The organism is Halobaculum halobium, assembly GCF_030127145.1.
Lineage (GTDB): Archaea > Halobacteriota > Halobacteria > Halobacteriales > Haloferacaceae > Halobaculum > Halobaculum halobium.
The window spans coordinates 525,208-541,462 of the sequence record NZ_CP126158.1; the positions used below are offsets into that span (position 1 = coordinate 525,208).

At 69.4% G+C, this 16,255-nt stretch carries 18 protein-coding genes, 1 tRNA gene and 1 pseudogene; 11 read left to right on the forward strand and 9 right to left on the reverse strand.

The annotated features are described in order from the left end of the window. Positions 1–52 precede the first annotated feature (52 nt). Both P0Y41_RS02830 and P0Y41_RS02835 read left to right on the forward strand, forming a co-directional pair. A complete protein-coding gene (locus P0Y41_RS02830) occupies positions 53–685 on the forward strand; it encodes a hypothetical protein (protein ID WP_284062483.1) in 633 nt (210 codons plus the stop codon). Positions 686–776: 91 nt separating this feature from the next. Beyond that, the gene (locus P0Y41_RS02835) at positions 777–2,723 is read left to right on the forward strand and encodes a DEAD/DEAH box helicase family protein (protein WP_390215417.1); all 1,947 of its coding nucleotides are present in this window, start codon (positions 777–779) and stop codon (positions 2,721–2,723) included. A gap of 19 nt (positions 2,724–2,742) precedes the next feature. Here the strand turns inward: P0Y41_RS02835 and P0Y41_RS02840 are convergent, their stop codons facing one another. Both P0Y41_RS02840 and P0Y41_RS02845 read right to left on the reverse strand, forming a co-directional pair. Next, on the reverse strand, positions 2,743–3,291 hold the full coding sequence (locus tag P0Y41_RS02840) for a cupin domain-containing protein (RefSeq protein ID WP_284062485.1): 549 nt from the start codon (positions 3,289–3,291) through the stop codon (positions 2,743–2,745). Beyond that, positions 3,288–4,064 (reverse strand): hypothetical protein, encoded by a 777-nt coding sequence (locus P0Y41_RS02845; RefSeq protein ID WP_284062486.1) that lies wholly within the window; start codon positions 4,062–4,064, stop codon positions 3,288–3,290. The genes P0Y41_RS02840 and P0Y41_RS02845 overlap by 4 nt, the downstream gene beginning before the upstream one ends. Before the next feature lie 116 nt (positions 4,065–4,180). Between P0Y41_RS02845 and P0Y41_RS02850 the strand changes: the two genes are divergently transcribed. Both P0Y41_RS02850 and P0Y41_RS02855 read left to right on the forward strand, forming a co-directional pair. Next, a tRNA-Tyr gene (locus P0Y41_RS02850) sits at positions 4,181–4,254 on the forward strand. 256 nt (positions 4,255–4,510) lie between these two features. After that, positions 4,511–5,344: a DUF4097 family beta strand repeat-containing protein gene (locus tag P0Y41_RS02855; RefSeq protein WP_284062487.1), complete on the forward strand. Its 834-nt coding sequence runs from the start codon at positions 4,511–4,513 to the stop codon at positions 5,342–5,344. A 233-nt stretch (positions 5,345–5,577) separates the two neighbouring features. Here the strand turns inward: P0Y41_RS02855 and P0Y41_RS02860 are convergent, their stop codons facing one another. The 4 genes from P0Y41_RS02860 to P0Y41_RS02875 all read right to left on the reverse strand — a co-directional run bounded on the left by P0Y41_RS02860 (position 5,578) and on the right by P0Y41_RS02875 (position 7,311). Continuing rightward, positions 5,578–6,264 carry a sensor domain-containing protein gene (locus tag P0Y41_RS02860; protein WP_284062488.1) on the reverse strand — a complete coding sequence of 229 codons (687 nt, stop codon included), beginning with the start codon at positions 6,262–6,264 and terminating at the stop codon, positions 5,578–5,580. 93 nt (positions 6,265–6,357) lie between these two features. Beyond that, complete coding sequence (locus P0Y41_RS02865; RefSeq protein WP_284062489.1) at positions 6,358–6,642, reverse strand: DUF7521 family protein; 285 nt, start codon at positions 6,640–6,642, stop codon at positions 6,358–6,360. Continuing rightward, positions 6,629–6,970, reverse strand: a complete 342-nt coding sequence (locus tag P0Y41_RS02870; protein ID WP_284062490.1) for a hypothetical protein — start codon at positions 6,968–6,970, stop codon at positions 6,629–6,631. The genes P0Y41_RS02865 and P0Y41_RS02870 overlap by 14 nt, the downstream gene beginning before the upstream one ends. After that, complete coding sequence (locus P0Y41_RS02875) at positions 6,967–7,311, reverse strand: helix-turn-helix domain-containing protein (protein WP_284062491.1); 345 nt, start codon at positions 7,309–7,311, stop codon at positions 6,967–6,969. The genes P0Y41_RS02870 and P0Y41_RS02875 overlap by 4 nt, the downstream gene beginning before the upstream one ends. Positions 7,312–7,477: 166 nt before the next feature. Between P0Y41_RS02875 and P0Y41_RS02880 the strand changes: the two genes are divergently transcribed. Then, a complete protein-coding gene (locus P0Y41_RS02880; protein WP_284062492.1) occupies positions 7,478–8,245 on the forward strand; it encodes a sensor domain-containing protein in 768 nt (255 codons plus the stop codon). A 12-nt stretch (positions 8,246–8,257) separates the two neighbouring features. Here the strand turns inward: P0Y41_RS02880 and P0Y41_RS02885 are convergent, their stop codons facing one another. Further along, entirely contained in the window at positions 8,258–8,635 is a 378-nt protein-coding gene (locus P0Y41_RS02885; protein ID WP_284062493.1) for a 2Fe-2S iron-sulfur cluster binding domain-containing protein, read from the reverse strand. Positions 8,636–8,826: 191 nt separating this feature from the next. Here P0Y41_RS02885 and queC point away from each other — a divergent pair, with 191 nt between their 5' ends. Further along, positions 8,827–9,516 carry a 7-cyano-7-deazaguanine synthase QueC gene (gene queC, locus P0Y41_RS02890; protein WP_284063327.1) on the forward strand — a complete coding sequence of 230 codons (690 nt, stop codon included), beginning with the start codon at positions 8,827–8,829 and terminating at the stop codon, positions 9,514–9,516. Positions 9,517–9,757: 241 nt separating this feature from the next. Continuing rightward, positions 9,758–10,681 carry a DMT family transporter gene (locus P0Y41_RS02895; RefSeq protein WP_284062494.1) on the forward strand — a complete coding sequence of 308 codons (924 nt, stop codon included), beginning with the start codon at positions 9,758–9,760 and terminating at the stop codon, positions 10,679–10,681. 50 nt (positions 10,682–10,731) lie between these two features. Here the strand turns inward: P0Y41_RS02895 and P0Y41_RS02900 are convergent, their stop codons facing one another. Continuing rightward, on the reverse strand, positions 10,732–11,217 hold the full coding sequence (locus P0Y41_RS02900; RefSeq protein ID WP_284062495.1) for an SRPBCC family protein: 486 nt from the start codon (positions 11,215–11,217) through the stop codon (positions 10,732–10,734). 132 nt (positions 11,218–11,349) lie between these two features. Between P0Y41_RS02900 and P0Y41_RS02905 the strand changes: the two genes are divergently transcribed. Both P0Y41_RS02905 and P0Y41_RS02910 read left to right on the forward strand, forming a co-directional pair. After that, a complete protein-coding gene (locus P0Y41_RS02905; protein WP_284062496.1) occupies positions 11,350–11,541 on the forward strand; it encodes a hypothetical protein in 192 nt (63 codons plus the stop codon). A 161-nt stretch (positions 11,542–11,702) separates the two neighbouring features. Further along, the gene (locus tag P0Y41_RS02910; protein WP_284062497.1) at positions 11,703–13,127 is read left to right on the forward strand and encodes a class II fumarate hydratase; all 1,425 of its coding nucleotides are present in this window, start codon (positions 11,703–11,705) and stop codon (positions 13,125–13,127) included. A 33-nt stretch (positions 13,128–13,160) separates the two neighbouring features. On the opposite strand, the gene P0Y41_RS02915 is transcribed toward P0Y41_RS02910, so the two are convergent. Continuing rightward, positions 13,161–13,763: an AsnC family transcriptional regulator gene (locus P0Y41_RS02915; protein ID WP_284062498.1), complete on the reverse strand. Its 603-nt coding sequence runs from the start codon at positions 13,761–13,763 to the stop codon at positions 13,161–13,163. A 176-nt stretch (positions 13,764–13,939) separates the two neighbouring features. On the opposite strand from P0Y41_RS02915, the gene P0Y41_RS02920 reads away from it, so the two are divergent. Together P0Y41_RS02920 and gatE are read left to right on the forward strand one after the other, a co-directional pair. Beyond that, positions 13,940–14,107 (forward strand): HVO_2901 family zinc finger protein, encoded by a 168-nt coding sequence (locus tag P0Y41_RS02920; RefSeq protein ID WP_284062499.1) that lies wholly within the window; start codon positions 13,940–13,942, stop codon positions 14,105–14,107. 191 nt (positions 14,108–14,298) lie between these two features. Then, positions 14,299–16,172: pseudogene (gene gatE / locus P0Y41_RS02925) on the forward strand (Glu-tRNA(Gln) amidotransferase subunit GatE). Positions 16,173–16,255 lie beyond the last annotated feature (83 nt).

The window sequence follows — 16,255 nt, forward strand, 5'->3', positions numbered from 1 at the left end:
CCGTGTTGTCGGGGAAATAAGTATATACTCGGACTGCTCATTGTCGGGCACAGTGGCTTCCCGACAGGGCGCCGCTGACGCCCCCGCGGCGTCGGCGCACACCGGTCGCGGCGGCTCGTCCACGAACACCCGGGCACGCACTCGTTCGCCCGACACACCCGAACGGGTGCACGACGTCTCGGCCCCGCCCGAACGCGACCCGGGACTGTATGCGCAGACGGACCACTTCCGACACCGCCTGCGTCAGCAGGGTCGCTACGTCACCCTTCCGGTCGCGAGCGACGCGATCAGAACGGGGCAGCTCCGCTGGAACTCCAGCGACGGCTGGCGGTTCGCTACCGTCCGTGACGGCGTCCGGTTCGTCGTCGTCGTCGGCGACACGGAGACGCCCTCGCCGGTACTCGTCACCGGGTGGACCGAGATCGCCGACTGGGACGCCGCGTTAGCGTCCGATCGCTGGGACGAGGCCGACGTCAACACGATCCAACTGCGGGCTGATCTGTCCGAACACAGGGACCGACAGATCCCCGGCCGGATCCGCCCGCGCGTCGTTTCCCGCCCGTTCGCCGTCGGCGGGCACCGCGTCTGCACAGCCGCGGGCGACGGGCACGTCGAGTGCGTCGACTGCGGCGCCCGCTTCCGCTCGAAGCGGGAACTCTGTGAACTCCCCTGCGGTGCACGCTGAGTGACTTCGAAGCCCGGATCACGATCCGGGCTCACTAGACAATCTCCGTTCCTCGAGCGCGGTTCCTTTAGGCGCCGGCGACGTACCGTGCCTGATGACAGACGACGGCGATGAGTCGCCCGACGGCGGTCCGGACGCCACCGATGCTGACGGCGCCGACGGCGCCGACGGCGCTTCGGACGTCGGGGCGACCGCAGGCGAGGAGCCCGACGGCCGCGCGGCCTCCGCCACCCCTCCGGGACTCACGATCGATCGCTTCTACGACGCCGTCGAGGCGGCGCAGCGTCCGGTACTCACCGCCTCACAGGTCGCACGCGAGACCGGGCGCACGCAGGCCGAGGCGCAACGCGCGCTCGACGATCTCACCGAGGACGGGTCGGTCGAACGCGTCGACGTGGAATCGGACCCGGTGGTGTACTACCCCAGTTCCTGGGGCGACCTCGCCGAGCGCGAGCGGGTCGTGCTGTTCCCCACCCGCCGGCAGATCGTGGTCGACCAGCCGACGCAGTACACGCGGGCGATGCTCGCCGACTTCGCGCACCTGGTCGACTCCACCGGCACCGATCCCGGGACCCGCGGCTATCTCTACGAGATCCGCCAAGAGGACATCTGGGCGGCGCCGTTCGAGGAGTTCTCACAGTTGCTCGCGCGGATGCGGTCGGTCCTCCCTCGACGCTCGCCGCACCTGGAGGAGTGGGTCGAGAGCCAGTGGAAGCGCGCCCGGCAGTTCCGCCTGCGTACCCACGAGGACGGCTACGTGATCCTCGAGGCCGACCGAGAGGAGCTGATGGGCAACGTCGCCCGCCAGAAGCTCGACGCGTCGGCTCTACAGGCGGATCTCTCTGACACCGAGTCGTGGGTGAACGAGCGCGAGATCGGCCACGTCAAACGCGTCCTCTACGAGGCCGGCTACCCCGTGATCGACCGGCGCGACCTGGAGTCGGGCGAGCCGCTGGACGTCGGACTCCGGGCCGACCTCCGAGCGTACCAACGGGACTGGGTCGACCGCTTCACCGACCAGCGGGCCGGCGTGTTCGTCGCGCCCCCGGGCTCCGGCAAGACCGTCGCCGCGCTCGGGGTGATGGAAGCGGTCGGCGGAGAGACGCTGATCCTCGTCCCCTCTCGGGAACTCGCCGGGCAGTGGCGCGCCGAGCTACTCGAGCACACCAGCCTCGACGACGGCGACATCGGCGAGTACCACGGGGGGCAAAAGACGATCGCGCCGGTCACGATCGCCACCTACCAGACCGCCGGGATGGACCGCCATCGGTCGCTGTTCGACTCGCGCGAGTGGGGGCTGATCGTGTACGACGAATGTCACCACATCCCCAGCCCGGTGTACCGGCGCTCGGCCGACCTCCAGAGCAAACACCGGCTCGGACTGTCGGCGACGCCGGTGCGGGAGAGCGACGACGAGGAGGAGATATTCACCCTCATCGGCCCGCCGATCGGCACCGACTGGGACGGGCTCTTCGACGCGGGCTACGTGGCGGAGCCGGAGGTGGAGATCCGGTACGTGCCGTGGCGCGACGACGAGGCGGAAAACGAGTGGGCGAACGCCGACGGTCGCGCGCGCCACATGGCGGCCGCGCGCAACCCGGCGAAGGCGGGTGAAGTCCGCCGCCTCCGCGACCAACACGGCGACGCGAAAGCGCTCGTGTTCGTCGACTATCTCGATCAGGGCGAGGCGCTCGCGGCCGAACTCGGCGTCCCGTTCGTCTCTGGCGAGACCCGACATCACGTGCGCCAACGGCTGTTCGAGGAGTTCCGACAGGGCGAGCGCCAGACGCTCGTCGTCTCGCGCATCGCAGACGAGGGGATCGACCTACCGAACGCCGGGCTCGCGATCGTCGCCTCCGGACTCGGCGGGAGTCGTCGCCAGGGCGCCCAGCGCGCCGGGCGGACGATGCGACCGACCGGCTCGGCGCTCGTGTACGTTCTCGCGACCCGCGGGACCAGCGAGGAGGACTTCGCCCAGCGCCAGATGAACCACCTCGCGGAGAAGGGGATCCGCGTCCACGAGCGAACCGTCGAGTAGCGGGCGACGCGTCGCCGGCCTACTCGTCGAGCGGCGCGTCGGCGAAGCGTGCGCCGCAGTCGTCGCACTCGACGACCGGTTCGTTTCGGTCGTCTGTCGCGAATCCCAGTCCGTCGCTCTCGCAGTCTGGGCACGGTGTGGGGACGTGCGCGGCGCCGCATTCGGGACACTCGAACGTGAGATCACCGTCGGTGTCGAGCCGGAGGCCGACGGATCCACACTCGGGGCAGGTCGCCGGGACGCGAACGTCGTCGCTGTCGCGGGGTGCCCCGATCGCGAGGACGACGAGATCACTGTCGCCGGCGTTTTCTCCCCGCTGATACTCCCCGGGGGCGAACCGAGTGGCCTCGCCAGTGTCGACGTGAACGTCGCCGTCGAGCGTCTCGAACCGCGCGGCGCCGGCCACCACCACGAACACCTCCTCCTGATCGGTGTGCGCGTGGAGGCCGCTCGGGAGTCGCCCGCCCGGCGGGATCCGATATCGATTGACTGCGACGTGTTCGGTTCCGAGCCTGTCGCCGAGACGGACTAGCGTCGTGGACGGGTCGTCAAAGCCGATCCGCTTCATTCGGTCCCGTCGAACGACGGTTCCGCCCACTTCGCGTCCGGGTCGACCGGGTCGAGTGCGTGGTCGATCTGCTCCTCGGAGAACTCGGCGTCGCGCAGGACCATGTTCAGTCGCTGCCAGCGCGCGCTCTGTTCGTCCTCGCCCTCCGGGCCGACGCGGGCGCCGTGGGTCTTGAAGAACTCGCCGCCGCGGCCCATGCGGCTTCCCTCGCCGGTGTGTTTGTCAAAGGCGACGTCGTACGGACCGCCGGGTTCGAACGCGCCGACCGGGAAATCGACCCGCGGCTCTTCACCCGTTTCGCGGGCCTTCGCGCGGGCGTCGGCGGCGTTTCCGAAGAACTCGTCGGCGTTGGGCGCCTCGCGCGAGGACGTCGCCCGTGCACACGCCAGCGCGCCGTGGACTGCACAGAGACGCCCGCGCCACTCGCCCGGCTCCCACCGCTCGGTCGCGAGGGTCTCGTAGCGCTCGACGAGCAGCGCCACGTCTTGGCCGGCGCAGAGGTCCTCGACGACGTACAGGTGGAGGCGATCCCAGAGGTTCCACGCGAACCCCGAGCGCGCCAGTTCCCAGGCCGCCCAGGCGGCGACCTCTTCGTCGGAGCGGCGGACCGCCTTCTGGAGCAGGCTCGACACCGCGTAGCGGTTGTAGCCCCCGTCGGTCTCGTCAGCTTCCTTTGGATCGCCGAAGTCGTTCGTGCCGTCGGCGTCGGGGTCGCGGTCGGAGAGATCGCCGTCGGCGCCGAACGTCGCCTGTCGGCTGTCGTCGTCGCCCATGTCCGCGGGTGTGTGGCGCGAGCGATAAACCCCCCGACGGGACCGTGGCTGGGCGTGACGCGGCGCGGGCGAATGAGAACCCTTAAGTCTGAATCGGCGGGTATCTGTTGATGTATCCGGGTTTAGCTCAGCCTGGTAGAGCAGCCGACTGTAGATCGGCTTGCCCCCCGTTCAAATCGGGGAACCCGGATTTCTCTCGGCACGTCGCTGCGAGGGAGCAACGCGACCGAGTCGGCGGCGACGAAGCCGACCCGTGAGCCGGTTTGAGCACCGAAGACGCGCGCAGCGAAGCGAGCACGTCTTCAGGAGTTCAAATGGGGGCCCCGGTCTTCTCGTGGCACGCCACTCGCGACAGCCGACCACCATCCTACATAAATGCTTCTACGAGTTGTCGAGCCGACATCGTCCGTCACCGGTTGAAGTGGTGAGCGGTCGAACGCGTGAACGTGAGCGGACACCTCACGCGTCGCCGCGTCCTCGCGGGCGGCGCAACGGCCCTCCTTGCATCGATCGCCGGCTGCAGCGGCGCGACGCCGTTCGTCGGCAAGCGAAGCGAGCGCGACGAAACGATCGCCGTCGACGGCGCGGAGCGGCTCGTCGCCCGAACCGATCTGGGTGACGTGACCCTCCGCGCCGAGGAGCGCGACGACATCGACGTACGGATCACGAAACAGGCCAGCAGCGTCACGGCCGACCTCTCGGATCTCGCCTTCCGGGTCGAGCGGTCGGGGGGAGACCTCGTCCTCCGCTCGGAGTTCACCGGGGACACGGAGTTCCTCGGCGGTCGCCCGTCGATGTCGATCGACGTGACGCTGCCGCGTTCCCTGCCGGTGTCGTCCGTCCGGAGTTCGGTCGGCGACGTCTCCGTCGACGGCGTCGACGGCGACGTGGACGCCGAGACGGACACCGGCGACGTCCGGCTCCGCGACGTTGCCGGGTCGGTCAGGGCGGCGGCGTCAACCGGCGACGTGACGGTGGCCGGCCCGGACGCGATCCGAGGCGCCCGGACGCAGACCGGCGACGTGGCCGCCGACGTTCCCGACATCGACGGCGACGTTCGGATCGAGTCGCGAACCGGCGACGTCGCGGTCGCGGTCGGCGAGGACGTCGACGCCGACCTGCGGGTCGCCACGAACACCGGCGACGTGTCGGTCACCGGCGTGTCGCTGTCGGACGCGACCCGAACCGGCGACTCGGTGACCGGAACGCTCGGCGACGGCGGCCCCGCCCTCGCGGTCGAGACCCGCACCGGCGACGCGACGGTCTCCCCGCTGAGCTGATCCCCCGCTGAACTGAACGCGGTTCCCCACTTCGGCTCTCCCCTCGTTTTCGATCGATTCGCCGACGGCTCGCCGTCGAGGCTGATCGCATTCGTTCGACCGTCGACCGTGTCGCATCCGCGATGGTCCGTCCCCTCAGAGAGCAGTCATCCGTCGAGATCGCCACGGCGGGCCGTGCCGGACGATGGACGGACCGTCCAGGACGACAAGTCGAAAAAGAGCGTGGCAGCGTATCAGGCGTCAGACCGAGTGGTTCCGACCGAACCGGAACCTCCGCCCGCCTCGGTGTCGACGGCGTCCTCGCCGTCGATGAGCGACGACGTGACCGCCGCGGCGACGCGCCCGAGGAGGTTCGCGGCGTACAGCGTGAGCAGACCGACGAGCGCGCCGACGCCGGCGGCGCCGAGCGCTCGCGGCAGCGTGTTCACGCGGTACACCCCGAGTTGGTAGTCGACCAACAGGAACTCGCCGTAGGCGAGCGGCGCGACCAGGAGTCCCGACGCCAGCGACAGGCCCGTCGTCAACACGACGAGCGCGATCACTGCCAACACCATCCGCCAGCAGAGGTACAGCAGGCCGGTCCACGTCGAGCGGGCGAACGCGAGCCGCTTGCAGAACTCCACGACACCGAGATCCCGGGGTGGGAACCACGGCGACACCTCGACGCCAAGCAGGCCGGCCGTCAGCTTCGCGTCCGCCCAGACGACCGCGACCGCGAGCAGCAGCGTTCCCAGCACCGCCACCGGGGCGAGGATCGTGACGCTCAGTCCCAGCGACAGCGATCCGGCCACCGAGAACGCGATCAGGTAGCCGAACCCGAGCGGGACCGCCAGCGCGAGGTACAGGAGGCTTCGATACGTGCGGGGATCGAGGGGTGCGCCGGCGAACGAGGCCAGCGCATCCCGGTAGTTCGTCGTCATGCGACACTGGAGTCTGTGTTCCGATCCCCGGTAAAACGGGAACGCCGGCTGTTCGTCCCGCGGACCGTCGAAGGATACAAGTAGCGGTTCTCGTCAGGTGCCGTCCAGCGAGTAGATCAGCGCCAGCAGGCCGGCGACGTTCGCACACAACACCGCGAGCAGCGTCATCGCGTCGTCGAACCCGACCAGCGGCGCGATGCCGTAGGTGATGGGGAACGGCGCGACCGCCACGAGCGCGATGCCGACCGCGAGATAGCGCATCATGTCGCTGTCGTGGCGGCGATACCCTCGGTATGCCGTCACGGCGACGATGGTGCCGACGAGGGCCGTCGCCGCGGCCGTCAGGAACAACAGCGTGCCCGGGTCAACGGCGGTCATAGATCACCCCCAGTACGACGAGGAGTCCGACGAGCTGGCTGGCCGTCACGGCGAGCGAGCGAACCGTCGGGTCGGTTTCGGGGAGGTTCGACAGCAGCAGGCGCAGGAGGATCGGTACAGTCGTCACGAGCACGAGTCCGACGCCGAGCAGGAGCCGGCGTCGTCCGCCGCTGGCCCGGTAGCCGTCGTAGAGGCGACGGGCGAGGTACAGCGAGAGCACGACGGCCACGAACAGCGCGGCGAACACCAACAGGACGACCGTCGGCGATCCGCCGGTCGTCGTCTGGAGGGCCGGAAGCGTGGCCGGGAGGGAAGTTGCCACCGTCATTTGAACCCCTCGTACAGCCGCGTGAACCGGTCCGCGGCGTCGGACTCGGATCGGTCGACGGTCACCTCGAAGCCGTCGTCGGACAGTTCGAGGTGGACTGCCCTGACACGGGCTCGATACGTCTTGTAGTGGTGGCCCTCCGGATCGAGTTGCTGTTCGTCCTCGAGCAGGCCGGCGTCGTGAAGGCGTTGGACCCGGCGGTAGACGGTCGAGGAGTCGGCATCACAGGCCTCCGAGAGCGACTCGACGGACTTCGTGTCGCCGTACGTCTCCCGGAGGATGGTCCGGGCGTAGTCGTCGCCGAGGAGGTCGACGATCCCGTCCCCGTCGTCCCCGGCCATGGTCACTGTCGTGTCGAGCAGCCGGCAAAAGCGTCCCGAATCCGCCATCGGTGTCGACACATCGTCCCCGCGTACCCGACCGACACGCAAAATGACCGGCACACGGTTGCAGCGCCGCCAGACCGTCCCGAACGTTTATGTTCTCATATCTGACTCGTTCGCATGTATGTCCTCGCGAGCGAGCGTCGGCCTCGGACGTGGCGTCGCTTCGTTCCTCCTCTCTCCGTTTCGGCGCCAGACGTATCGCAACTTGGCGTACCTCGCGCTGGCGGTCCCGCTGGGGTTCGCGTACTTCCTGCTCGTCGCGGTCGGCGTCCCGCTGGGGATCGGGCTCGCGTTCGTGGTCGTCGGGATCCCGTTGCTCGCACTGCTTGTCTCGTTCGCCCTCGGCTTGGCGGGGGTGGAGCGGTGGCTTGCGACAGCGCTCCTCGGCGTGGAGATAGACCGCTCCGGCCCCGAACTCCCCGGGGACTCACGCCGCGAACGACTCGTCTCGCTCGCGACCGACCGGAGCACGTGGACGGCGCTGGCGTACCTCCCGACCAAACTGGTCCTCGGGATGGCGTCGTTCACCCTGATCACGAGCACGCTGACGACCGGCGTCAGTCTCCTGCTCGTCCCGCTGTACTACGATCAGCCGGGGCTGTACGTCGGCGTGGTGACCGATCGCCCGGTGGAGTTCCACCCCGCGCTGTACCTCGGCTGGAACCGCCTGCTCGTCGGCTACGAGGCGGTGTTCCGGGTCGACGCCTGGCGCGTCACGACCCTCGGTGAGGCGGCGGCGGTCGCGCTCGTCGGCGTGTTCGTCCTCCTGTTGGGTCTCCAATTGCTGAACTGGCTCGCGCGCCTGTCCGGCTGGTACACGCGACTGATGCTCGACGGGACGTACGACGTCGCGGGCGCGGTCCGACGGGCGGTCGGCGGACGCGTATGACTCAGACGACGACTACTTGCGCCCGCCCCACACCCGTTTCTCCGTGAGGAGTTCGACCGTCAGCGGCTCGGAGACGACGATCTGACACGACAGCCGCGGGTAGCCGAACCGTTCTGCGAGGGAGTCGTGCCAGTGTGACGCCTCCGGGCCGTCGATGACGCGGACGCCACAGGTGGCACAGAGACCGCGCCCGCCGCAGTTGAGACGCTCCGTCGCCGTCGCGTACGGGGAGAGATCCAGATCCGCGCCAGCGTCACGGTCGGCGGCGAGTAGCGCGTCGCGGAGCCTCGCGCCGCGCTCGACGTGCAGCGTCACCTCGCCGTCGCCGTGACGGACCCGGACCGGAACACGGCCCGGACAACCGTCGGTCTCGTCGTCGTCGAGTGCCACGGGCGTCCTTCGGCGGTCGCGACCAAAAACCGTCGCCGCGTCGCCTCCGATCGCCCCCGGATGCCGACGGCGAGCCGGGTTCGAAGGGCTATTTTTCCCGCACTCGCTACCCTCCGATCGTGACCGAATTGGACTCCGCGAGGGACGACGGACGAACCGATCGCGGAGCGGTCGTCCTCGTCTCCGGCGGGATGGACTCCGCGACGACTGCCTACGAGGCCCGCGAGCGCGGCTACGACCTCCACTTCCTCCATACGTCGTACGGACAGAACACCGAATCGAAGGAGCGCGCGTGTGCCGAGGCACTGCGCGAGGAGTTGCACGTACCGACCGACCGCGTCCTCCACATCGAGACGGACCACCTCGCGCGGATCGGCGTCTCCTCGCTCACCGATGCGTCGATCGAGGTCGAGGACGCCGATATCGACGCCGAAGACGACGACGTCCCCTCCTCGTACGTCCCGTTCCGCAACGCGAACCTGCTCTCGATGGCCGTCTCGTACGCCGAGGCGAACGACTGCCAGGCCGTCTTCGTCGGCGCTCACTCCGAGGACTACTCCGGCTATCCCGACTGTCGCCCGGAGTTCTTCGAGGCGTTCGAGCGGATGGTCGCTGTCGGCACGAAGCCGGAGACGGACATCGAGATCGTCGCCCCGTTCGTCGAGGACTCGAAGACCGACATCGCCGAACGGGGCGTCGAACTCGGCGTTCCCTACGAGCTGACGTGGAGCTGCTACCGGGAGGAGGCGCCCGCCTGCGGCACCTGCGACGCCTGCGCGTTCCGCCTGCAGGCGTTCCAGCGGCTCGGGATCGACGACCCCATCGAGTACGAGGAGCGCCCGGACTACACCGGAGGCGACGATCCAGCGAGCGGCCGCTGACCGAGTCACGCGAACCTTCTTGTACGAAAGCGGAACCATCGCGGCCGTGTCCTGACGAGCGCTCCGCGAGCGAAACGCGGTCGCGCGACGCACCGCTCGCGGCCCACGGGTCGGCGGCTGGAACCCGCCGCACCATCGTTCATCCGCGTCGCCAGTTCGCCATCCAGTCGTCGCGGTTCGCCGTCGCACGCGACGCCGCCTGAACCGCAAGGGATTCCCGCCCACTCGCGTAGCCATGGGTGTGACGAGTCTCGCCGCCATCGACGCGCTCGAGGAGCGCGTGCCGCCACTCGTCGGCCTCGCCGTCGCGGTCGTCGCCATCTCGACGAGCGCAATCCTCGTCGAGTTCAGCGGTGCCCCGAGCCTCGTAAAGGCGCTCTACCGCGTCGTGTTCACCACCGCGTTGCTCCTCCCGATCGCGGTGGCCCGACCGGGGGACCGCGCCGCATTCGGCGATCTGAGCGGTCGGGACCTCCTGCTTGCGACCGTGTCCGGGATCGCGCTCGCGATCCACTTCGCCTCGTGGTTCGAGAGCCTCCGCTGGACGAGCGTCGCCGCGAGCGTGACGCTCGTCCAGGCGCAGCCGCTGTTCGTCGTCGCCGGCGCGTGGGCGCTGCTCGACGAGCGCGTCGGTCGAAAGACGGTCGTTGGAATCGGCGTTGCGATCGCCGGCATGGCCGTGATGAGCGTCGGCGACGCGCTGCTGGGCGCCGCGCCCGCAGTCACCGGGCCGGATCCGCTGTACGGCAACGCGCTCGCGGTGCTCGGCGCCGCGACGGCGGCCGCGTACGTGCTGCTCGGGCGGTCGCTGCGTCAGCGGCTCCCGTTGCTCCCGTACGTGGTCGTCGTGTACGCGACGTGTGCGCTCGCACTGCTTGCGGCGACGCTGGCTCGCGGGCACCCGCTAACCGGCTACGGAACCGACGAGTGGCTGCTCTTTCTCGCGATGGCGGCCGGACCCGGGGTGTTCGGTCACACGGTGATCAACTGGGCGCTCGCGCACGTCGAGTCCAGCGTCGTCTCGGTCTCGTTGCTCGGCGAGCCGGTCGGCAGCACCATCCTCGCCGCCGTGCTCCTCGCCGAATACCCGTCGGCGGTGACGCTCGTCGGCGGCGCGGTGGTGCTCGCGGGCGTCATCACGACGGCGCGGGCCCACCAGGCGTAGCTGGGGGCGTCGTGTTCGTCGCTGTTGTCGGTCTCCTCGGCCGACGGTCGCTACTCCAGTAACTCGCGCGTCTTTCGGTGACGGAACCGGAACATCGGCTCGAACCCGACCCACCCCAGCGGTGACACCGTCTCGCCGAGCACCCCGCCCGGGAACTCGTATCGGACCTCGTCGTCGACGACGGTCTCGCCCCCGCGCTCGTAGAAGCGGTGGGTGTGTCGCCACAGCGGGAACGGTCCGCCGTCCATCGTGTCGACGAACCGCGCGCGTCCGGCTTCGAGATCGGCCTCGCGCTCGTCGATGCGCGACACCCACGACTGGCGGGGACCGACTCCGAACGGGCGGGCGCTCATCTCGATCTCGGTCCCAGTCGCGAGCACATCGGGGTCCTCTCTGCCGTCGGGCCCGGTGACGCGCTCGACGCTGAGGTTCATGAATCCGGGCGTCAGCGCCTCGAGCCCGCCGATGTCGGAGTGAAACGCCCATACCTCCTCGAGCGGCGCCGAGACACGAACGCGTCGTCGATAGGTCGCCATACCCCAGACAGGGACCGCACAGTGAAACACGCATCGGCGCCGCCGACCGCTCGGTCGGTCGGGAGCGCTCGGACACCCGACAGTGGCGGGGGCGGTGAGAGAGACGCGAGAGGAGCGGGAGCCAGCGATCCGGTGTCACCGCGAGACGGCGCCGGCGATAGCGCCGGCGAGCGCGCCGATGAGGAAGGCCGGTTCAGCGAGCGCGAACATCGACAGCGCGACCGCGAGCGCGACGGCGAGGGCCGTCGCGAGGTCTGTCAGAGGGCGGCAAGTCTCGTCGTTCCGGCCGTCGGCCGGCGATCTGGGGACATCGTCCTGTGGTAGCGATCCGATCGTCGATCGATTCGGGGGCGAATCACCCCTCGGCTCACGAATCAGACGAGTTACACTTGAACGTGAGGCAGGCGTGTCAACACATCCCGCAATCCCGGCGACACACGGCCGTATCGGTGGTTTTTACGACCGCTGCCCACGACGCGTCGCGTATGAGCGAGGACACCAACGAGGAGCAGGAGTTCCGCGTCGAATCCGACAGCCTCGGCGAGATGCAGGTGCCGGCGGACGCCTACTGGGGCGCACAGACCCAGCGCGCCGTCGAGAACTTTCCCATCAGCGGCGTCGGCTTCAGCCGCCGGTTCGTCCGCGCGCTGGGCGTCGTCAAGAAGGCGGCCGCACAGGCCAACCGCGATCTCGATCACCTGGAGGCGGACACGGCCGGGGCGATCGTTGCGGCGGCCGACGAAGTCATCGCCGGCGAGCACGACGACCAGTTCCCCGTCGACGTGTTCCAGACCGGATCGGGCACCTCCTCGAACATGAACGCCAACGAGGTCATCGCCAACCGCGCCGCCGAGATCTCCGGCGCCGAGGTGGGCGATCGAGTTATCCACCCGAACGACCACGTCAACTTCGGGCAGTCGAGCAACGACGTGATCCCGACGGCGATGCACGTCGCGGCGCTGGAGGCCGTCGAGAAGGATCTCATGCCCGCGCTGGAGGAACTGCACGCCGCCTTAGAGGAGAAGGAGGCGGAGTTCGACGGTGTCGTCAAGACCGGTCGAACGCACCTCCAAGACGCGACTCCCGTCCGGCTCGGCCAGGAGTTCGGCGGCTACCGCGCGCAGATCCAGAAGGGGATCAAGCGCGTCGGCGACGTGCGCTACCACCTCCGTGAGCTGGCTCTGGGCGGCACGGCCGTCGGAACCGGACTCAATACCGACCCCGAGTTCCCCGAACTCGCCGCCGAGTACATCTCCGAGGAGACGAACACGCAGTTCCGCGAGGCCGACAACCACTTCGAGGCGCAGGCGGCTCACGACGCCATGTCGGAGGCCCACGGCGCGCTCCGCACCGTCGCCGGGAGCCTCAACAAGATCGCCAACGACCTCCGCCTGCTCGCCTCCGGTCCCCGTAATGGCCTCGGCGAGATCGAGCAGCCCGAGAACCAGCCGGGCTCGTCGATCATGCCCGGAAAGATCAACCCCGTCGTCGCGGAGGCGGTGAACCAGGTGCACAAGCAGGTCGTCGGCAACGACGCCGCGGTGTCGGCGGGCGCGGCGGAGGGACAGATCGACCTCAACCTGTACAAGCCGGTGCTGGCGCACAACTTCCTCCAGTCGGCGGAGCTGCTCGCGAACGCCAGCGAAGTGTTCGGCGAGCGCTTCGTCGCCAAGCTGGAGGCCAACGAGGCGTACGCCGCCGAGCGCGTCGAGCAGTCGATGGCGCTGGCGACGGCGCTCAACCCCGCCATCGGCTACGACAAGGCCAGCGAGGTGGCCAAGACCGCGCTCAAGGAGGACAAGACCGTCCGCGAGGTCGTCCTGGAGAAGGGGTATCTCACCGAGGAGGAGGCCGACGAAGTGCTGAACCCCGAGGCGATGACCCACCGCGGTATCCTCGGCGAGGAGTAACCGACCGGCCGGAGTCGGACGGTCGCCGACCACTCACCCCGACTCCGCGGCGCCTTCTTCCATCCGCTCGTATCGCTCTGCGAACGTCGACTCGCACGTGGGACAGCAGAAGTGGTACAGCGTTCCGCCCACCCGACTCGCCACGCCTTCGCTGGTGACGCTGTTCCCACACTCGGCGCACTCCAGCGCGAATTCCGTGCCGGCGACGCTGGGGCTCCACTCGACATCGGAGACCAGGTCGACCGCGTAGTCGTCAATCGGGTCCGTCCCGACGACCGCCGCGACCCACTCGTCGACGGCGTCTTCGGCGATACGGGCGTACGCGACCACGTCGCTCTCGGCGGTCGCGAACACGTGTTCGACCGCCTCGCTCGCGCGAAGCGACTCGCGAACGTCGCCGGCACCGCCTGGCGGGAGTTCGAAGCGGAGTAAGACCGGCGTGCCGGCGCGCAGCAGCGATCGGTCCACGTCGATCGTGAACCGTCGGATCACGCCAGACTCGCGGAGCCGTGAGACGCGCTCGGACACCGCGGGCGCCGAGAGGTCGACCGCCTCGCCGATGTCGCTGTATGACCGCCGGCCGTCGGCTGCGAGCATCCGGAGGATCTCCATGTCGGTTTCGTCGAGGTCGCGCATATCCGACAGCGACGCGCGCAGCGGTGAAAAACGACGCCCCGCCTCTGGTCGGCGTCGCTGCGCCCGTTCCCGTCGATCCCGGCGCCGACTGTCGGTTCCACAAACAGCCGTTTCGAACCGGCTACCGGCCGGAACAGACCGGTACGTTCAATTCCTCGCGCTCGAAGATATCAGACATGCCTCAGCTCACCACGAGAGCGACCGGTCGGGATCTCCTGCGCTGCCGACGGTGCGGAACGGAGTTTCCGGAGGGACGTGCGACCGAAGACGGCTGGCACTACGCGTGCCCCGAGGAGAGCTGTGACGCGAAGGGGCTGGGCGATGGCCTGAAGCGCGTCGAGTGACGGTCTCTGAGTACGGAGGACGGATGCTCTCGGGGTGTGGGCCGCCGCGGGGGAGGCGTCCGGGGTCACGAGTGCGGGCCAAGCGGGATCGGGGGGTCGTTTCTGCGTACAACGGATCGAGCCGGAGTCGCGCGAGTTCGGCCGTGAGTAATTGACACCCTTTTTCTCCCCGGCCGCCGCACGTTCGCGCAATGACCGATCGCTCGTTCGACCCCGAGGAACTCGGCCTCGTGGCGGGGCTGGAGATCCACCAGCAGCTCGACACGGCGACGAAGCTCTTCTGTGACTCACCGACGACGCTCCGAGAGCCCGAGGAGGCCGAGCGCACCGTCACGCGCTACCTCCATCCCACGAAGTCCGAGTTGGGCGAGATCGACGACGCGGCCTTAGAAGAGTCGCAGGTCGATCGCACGTTCGAGTACCTCGCGTACGACTCCACCTGCCTCGTGGAGGAAGACGACGAGCCGCCCCACGAACTCGACCAAGAGGCGCTGGAGGTGGCGATGCAGATCGCGGACCTGCTCGACATGAGCGTCGTCGACCAGGCGCACGTGATGCGCAAGATCGTCATCGACGGCTCGAACACGTCCGGCTTCCAGCGGTCCACCCTGCTCGCACAGGAGGGGGAGATCCAGACGTCCGAGGGCGCCGTCGGCGTCGAGGACCTCATGCTCGAGGAGGAGTCGGCAAAGCGCGTCGAAGAGACGGAAGCCGGCGTGCGCTACTCGCTGGACCGGCTGGGTATCCCGCTGGTCGAGATCGGCACGAAGCCGGACATCTCGACGCCGGCACAGGCCCGCGAGGCCGCCGAGCGCATCGGAATGCTGCTGCGGTCGACGGGGACGGTGAAGCGCGGCCTGGGCACTATCCGCCAGGACGTGAACGTCTCCATCGCGGAGGGGGCACGCGTCGAGATCAAGGGCGTCCAAGCCCTCGATCAGATCGACGAGATCGTCGCGACCGAGGTGCGCAGACAGGCCGAACTGGTCGAGATCGCGGCGGAGCTCGACGAGCGCGGCGCCGCTGTCGGCGACCCGGTCGACGTGACCGACGCCTTCGAGGGGACCGATTCGGGCGTCATCGGCGGCGCGCTCGACGCGGGCGGCGTCGTCCGCGCGGTTCGGCTGGGGGCTTTGACGGCCTCGTCGGACGGGAGATCGCGCCGGACCGCCGCCTGGGCACGGAGCTGTCCGACCACGCGAAGCGCCACGGCGCCGGCGGCATCTTCCACACCGACGAGCTGCCGGCCTACGGCGTCACCGAGGCGGAGGTCGAAGCGCTTCGGGAGGCCGTCGACGCGAGCGAGGGCGACGCGGTCGCGCTCGTCGCCGACGACCCCGAGACCGCGGCGCTGGCGATCGACGCGGCCGCCGAACGCGCGGCGGTCGCCACCGACGGGGTACCCGAGGAGACGCGCGGCGCGAACGACGACGGCACCACTCGGTACATGCGGCCGCTGCCCGGCGCCGCGCGGCTGTACCCCGAGACGGACGTGCCGCCGGTCGACCCCGACCCAAGCGAGGTCGAGACCCCGGAACTGCTCACCGAGAAGGTCGAGCGGTATCAGGAGGAGTACGGCCTCGGCGCCGGGCTCGCCGAGCAGGTCGCGTACGGCCGTCGGATGCCGCTGTTCGAGTCGGTCGTCGCCGAGGGCGTCGACCCGACGTTCGCGGCGACGACGCTGGAGTCGACGCTGACGGAACTTCGCCGCGACGACGTGCCCGTCGACGAGCTCACCGACGACGACCTGCGGGGCGTCTTCGGGCTGGTCGAGGACGGCGACCTCGCGAAGGAGGGCGTGGGCGATGTGCTCACCGTTCTGGCGGAGAACCCGGCGCTGTCGCCCGAAGCGGCAGTCGAGGAGGCCGGCCTCTCCGGCGTCGACGAGGAGGAGGTGCGCGAGGCGGTCGCCGAGGTCGTCGAGCGCAACGCAGCCCAGGTCGAAGCGGAGGGGATGGGCGCCTTCTCGGGGCTGATGGGCGAGGCGATGGGGGCCCTGCGCGGGAAGGCCGACGGCGAGGTCGTCAGCGACGCGCTCCGCGAGGAGATTCAAAAGCGCGCCTGAGCCGGTCGGGAGCCCGGCGGGCCGGCCTCGACCCGCACCGTTATTCTCGCCGGGGCCGGATGAGCGAACAGTGCCACACCAGG

Coding starts and splice junctions, on each gene's coding strand:
- P0Y41_RS02840 (WP_284062485.1), bottom strand. CDS start 3,291: ATGAAGCGGATCGGCTTTGACGACCCGTCCACGACGCTAGTCCGTCTC.
- P0Y41_RS02845 (WP_284062486.1), bottom strand. CDS start 4,064: ATGGGCGACGACGACAGCCGACAGGCGACGTTCGGCGCCGACGGCGAT.
- P0Y41_RS02860 (WP_284062488.1), bottom strand. CDS start 6,264: ATGACGACGAACTACCGGGATGCGCTGGCCTCGTTCGCCGGCGCACCC.
- P0Y41_RS02865 (WP_284062489.1), bottom strand. CDS start 6,642: ATGACCGCCGTTGACCCGGGCACGCTGTTGTTCCTGACGGCCGCGGCG.
- P0Y41_RS02870 (WP_284062490.1), bottom strand. CDS start 6,970: ATGACGGTGGCAACTTCCCTCCCGGCCACGCTTCCGGCCCTCCAGACG.
- P0Y41_RS02875 (WP_284062491.1), bottom strand. CDS start 7,311: ATGGCCGGGGACGACGGGGACGGGATCGTCGACCTCCTCGGCGACGAC.
- P0Y41_RS02880 (WP_284062492.1), top strand. CDS start 7,478: ATGTCCTCGCGAGCGAGCGTCGGCCTCGGACGTGGCGTCGCTTCGTTC.
- queC (WP_284063327.1), top strand. CDS start 8,827: ATGGACTCCGCGACGACTGCCTACGAGGCCCGCGAGCGCGGCTACGAC.
- P0Y41_RS02900 (WP_284062495.1), bottom strand. CDS start 11,217: ATGGCGACCTATCGACGACGCGTTCGTGTCTCGGCGCCGCTCGAGGAG.
- P0Y41_RS02910 (WP_284062497.1), top strand. CDS start 11,703: ATGAGCGAGGACACCAACGAGGAGCAGGAGTTCCGCGTCGAATCCGAC.
- P0Y41_RS02915 (WP_284062498.1), bottom strand. CDS start 13,763: ATGCGCGACCTCGACGAAACCGACATGGAGATCCTCCGGATGCTCGCA.
- P0Y41_RS02920 (WP_284062499.1), top strand. CDS start 13,940: ATGCCTCAGCTCACCACGAGAGCGACCGGTCGGGATCTCCTGCGCTGC.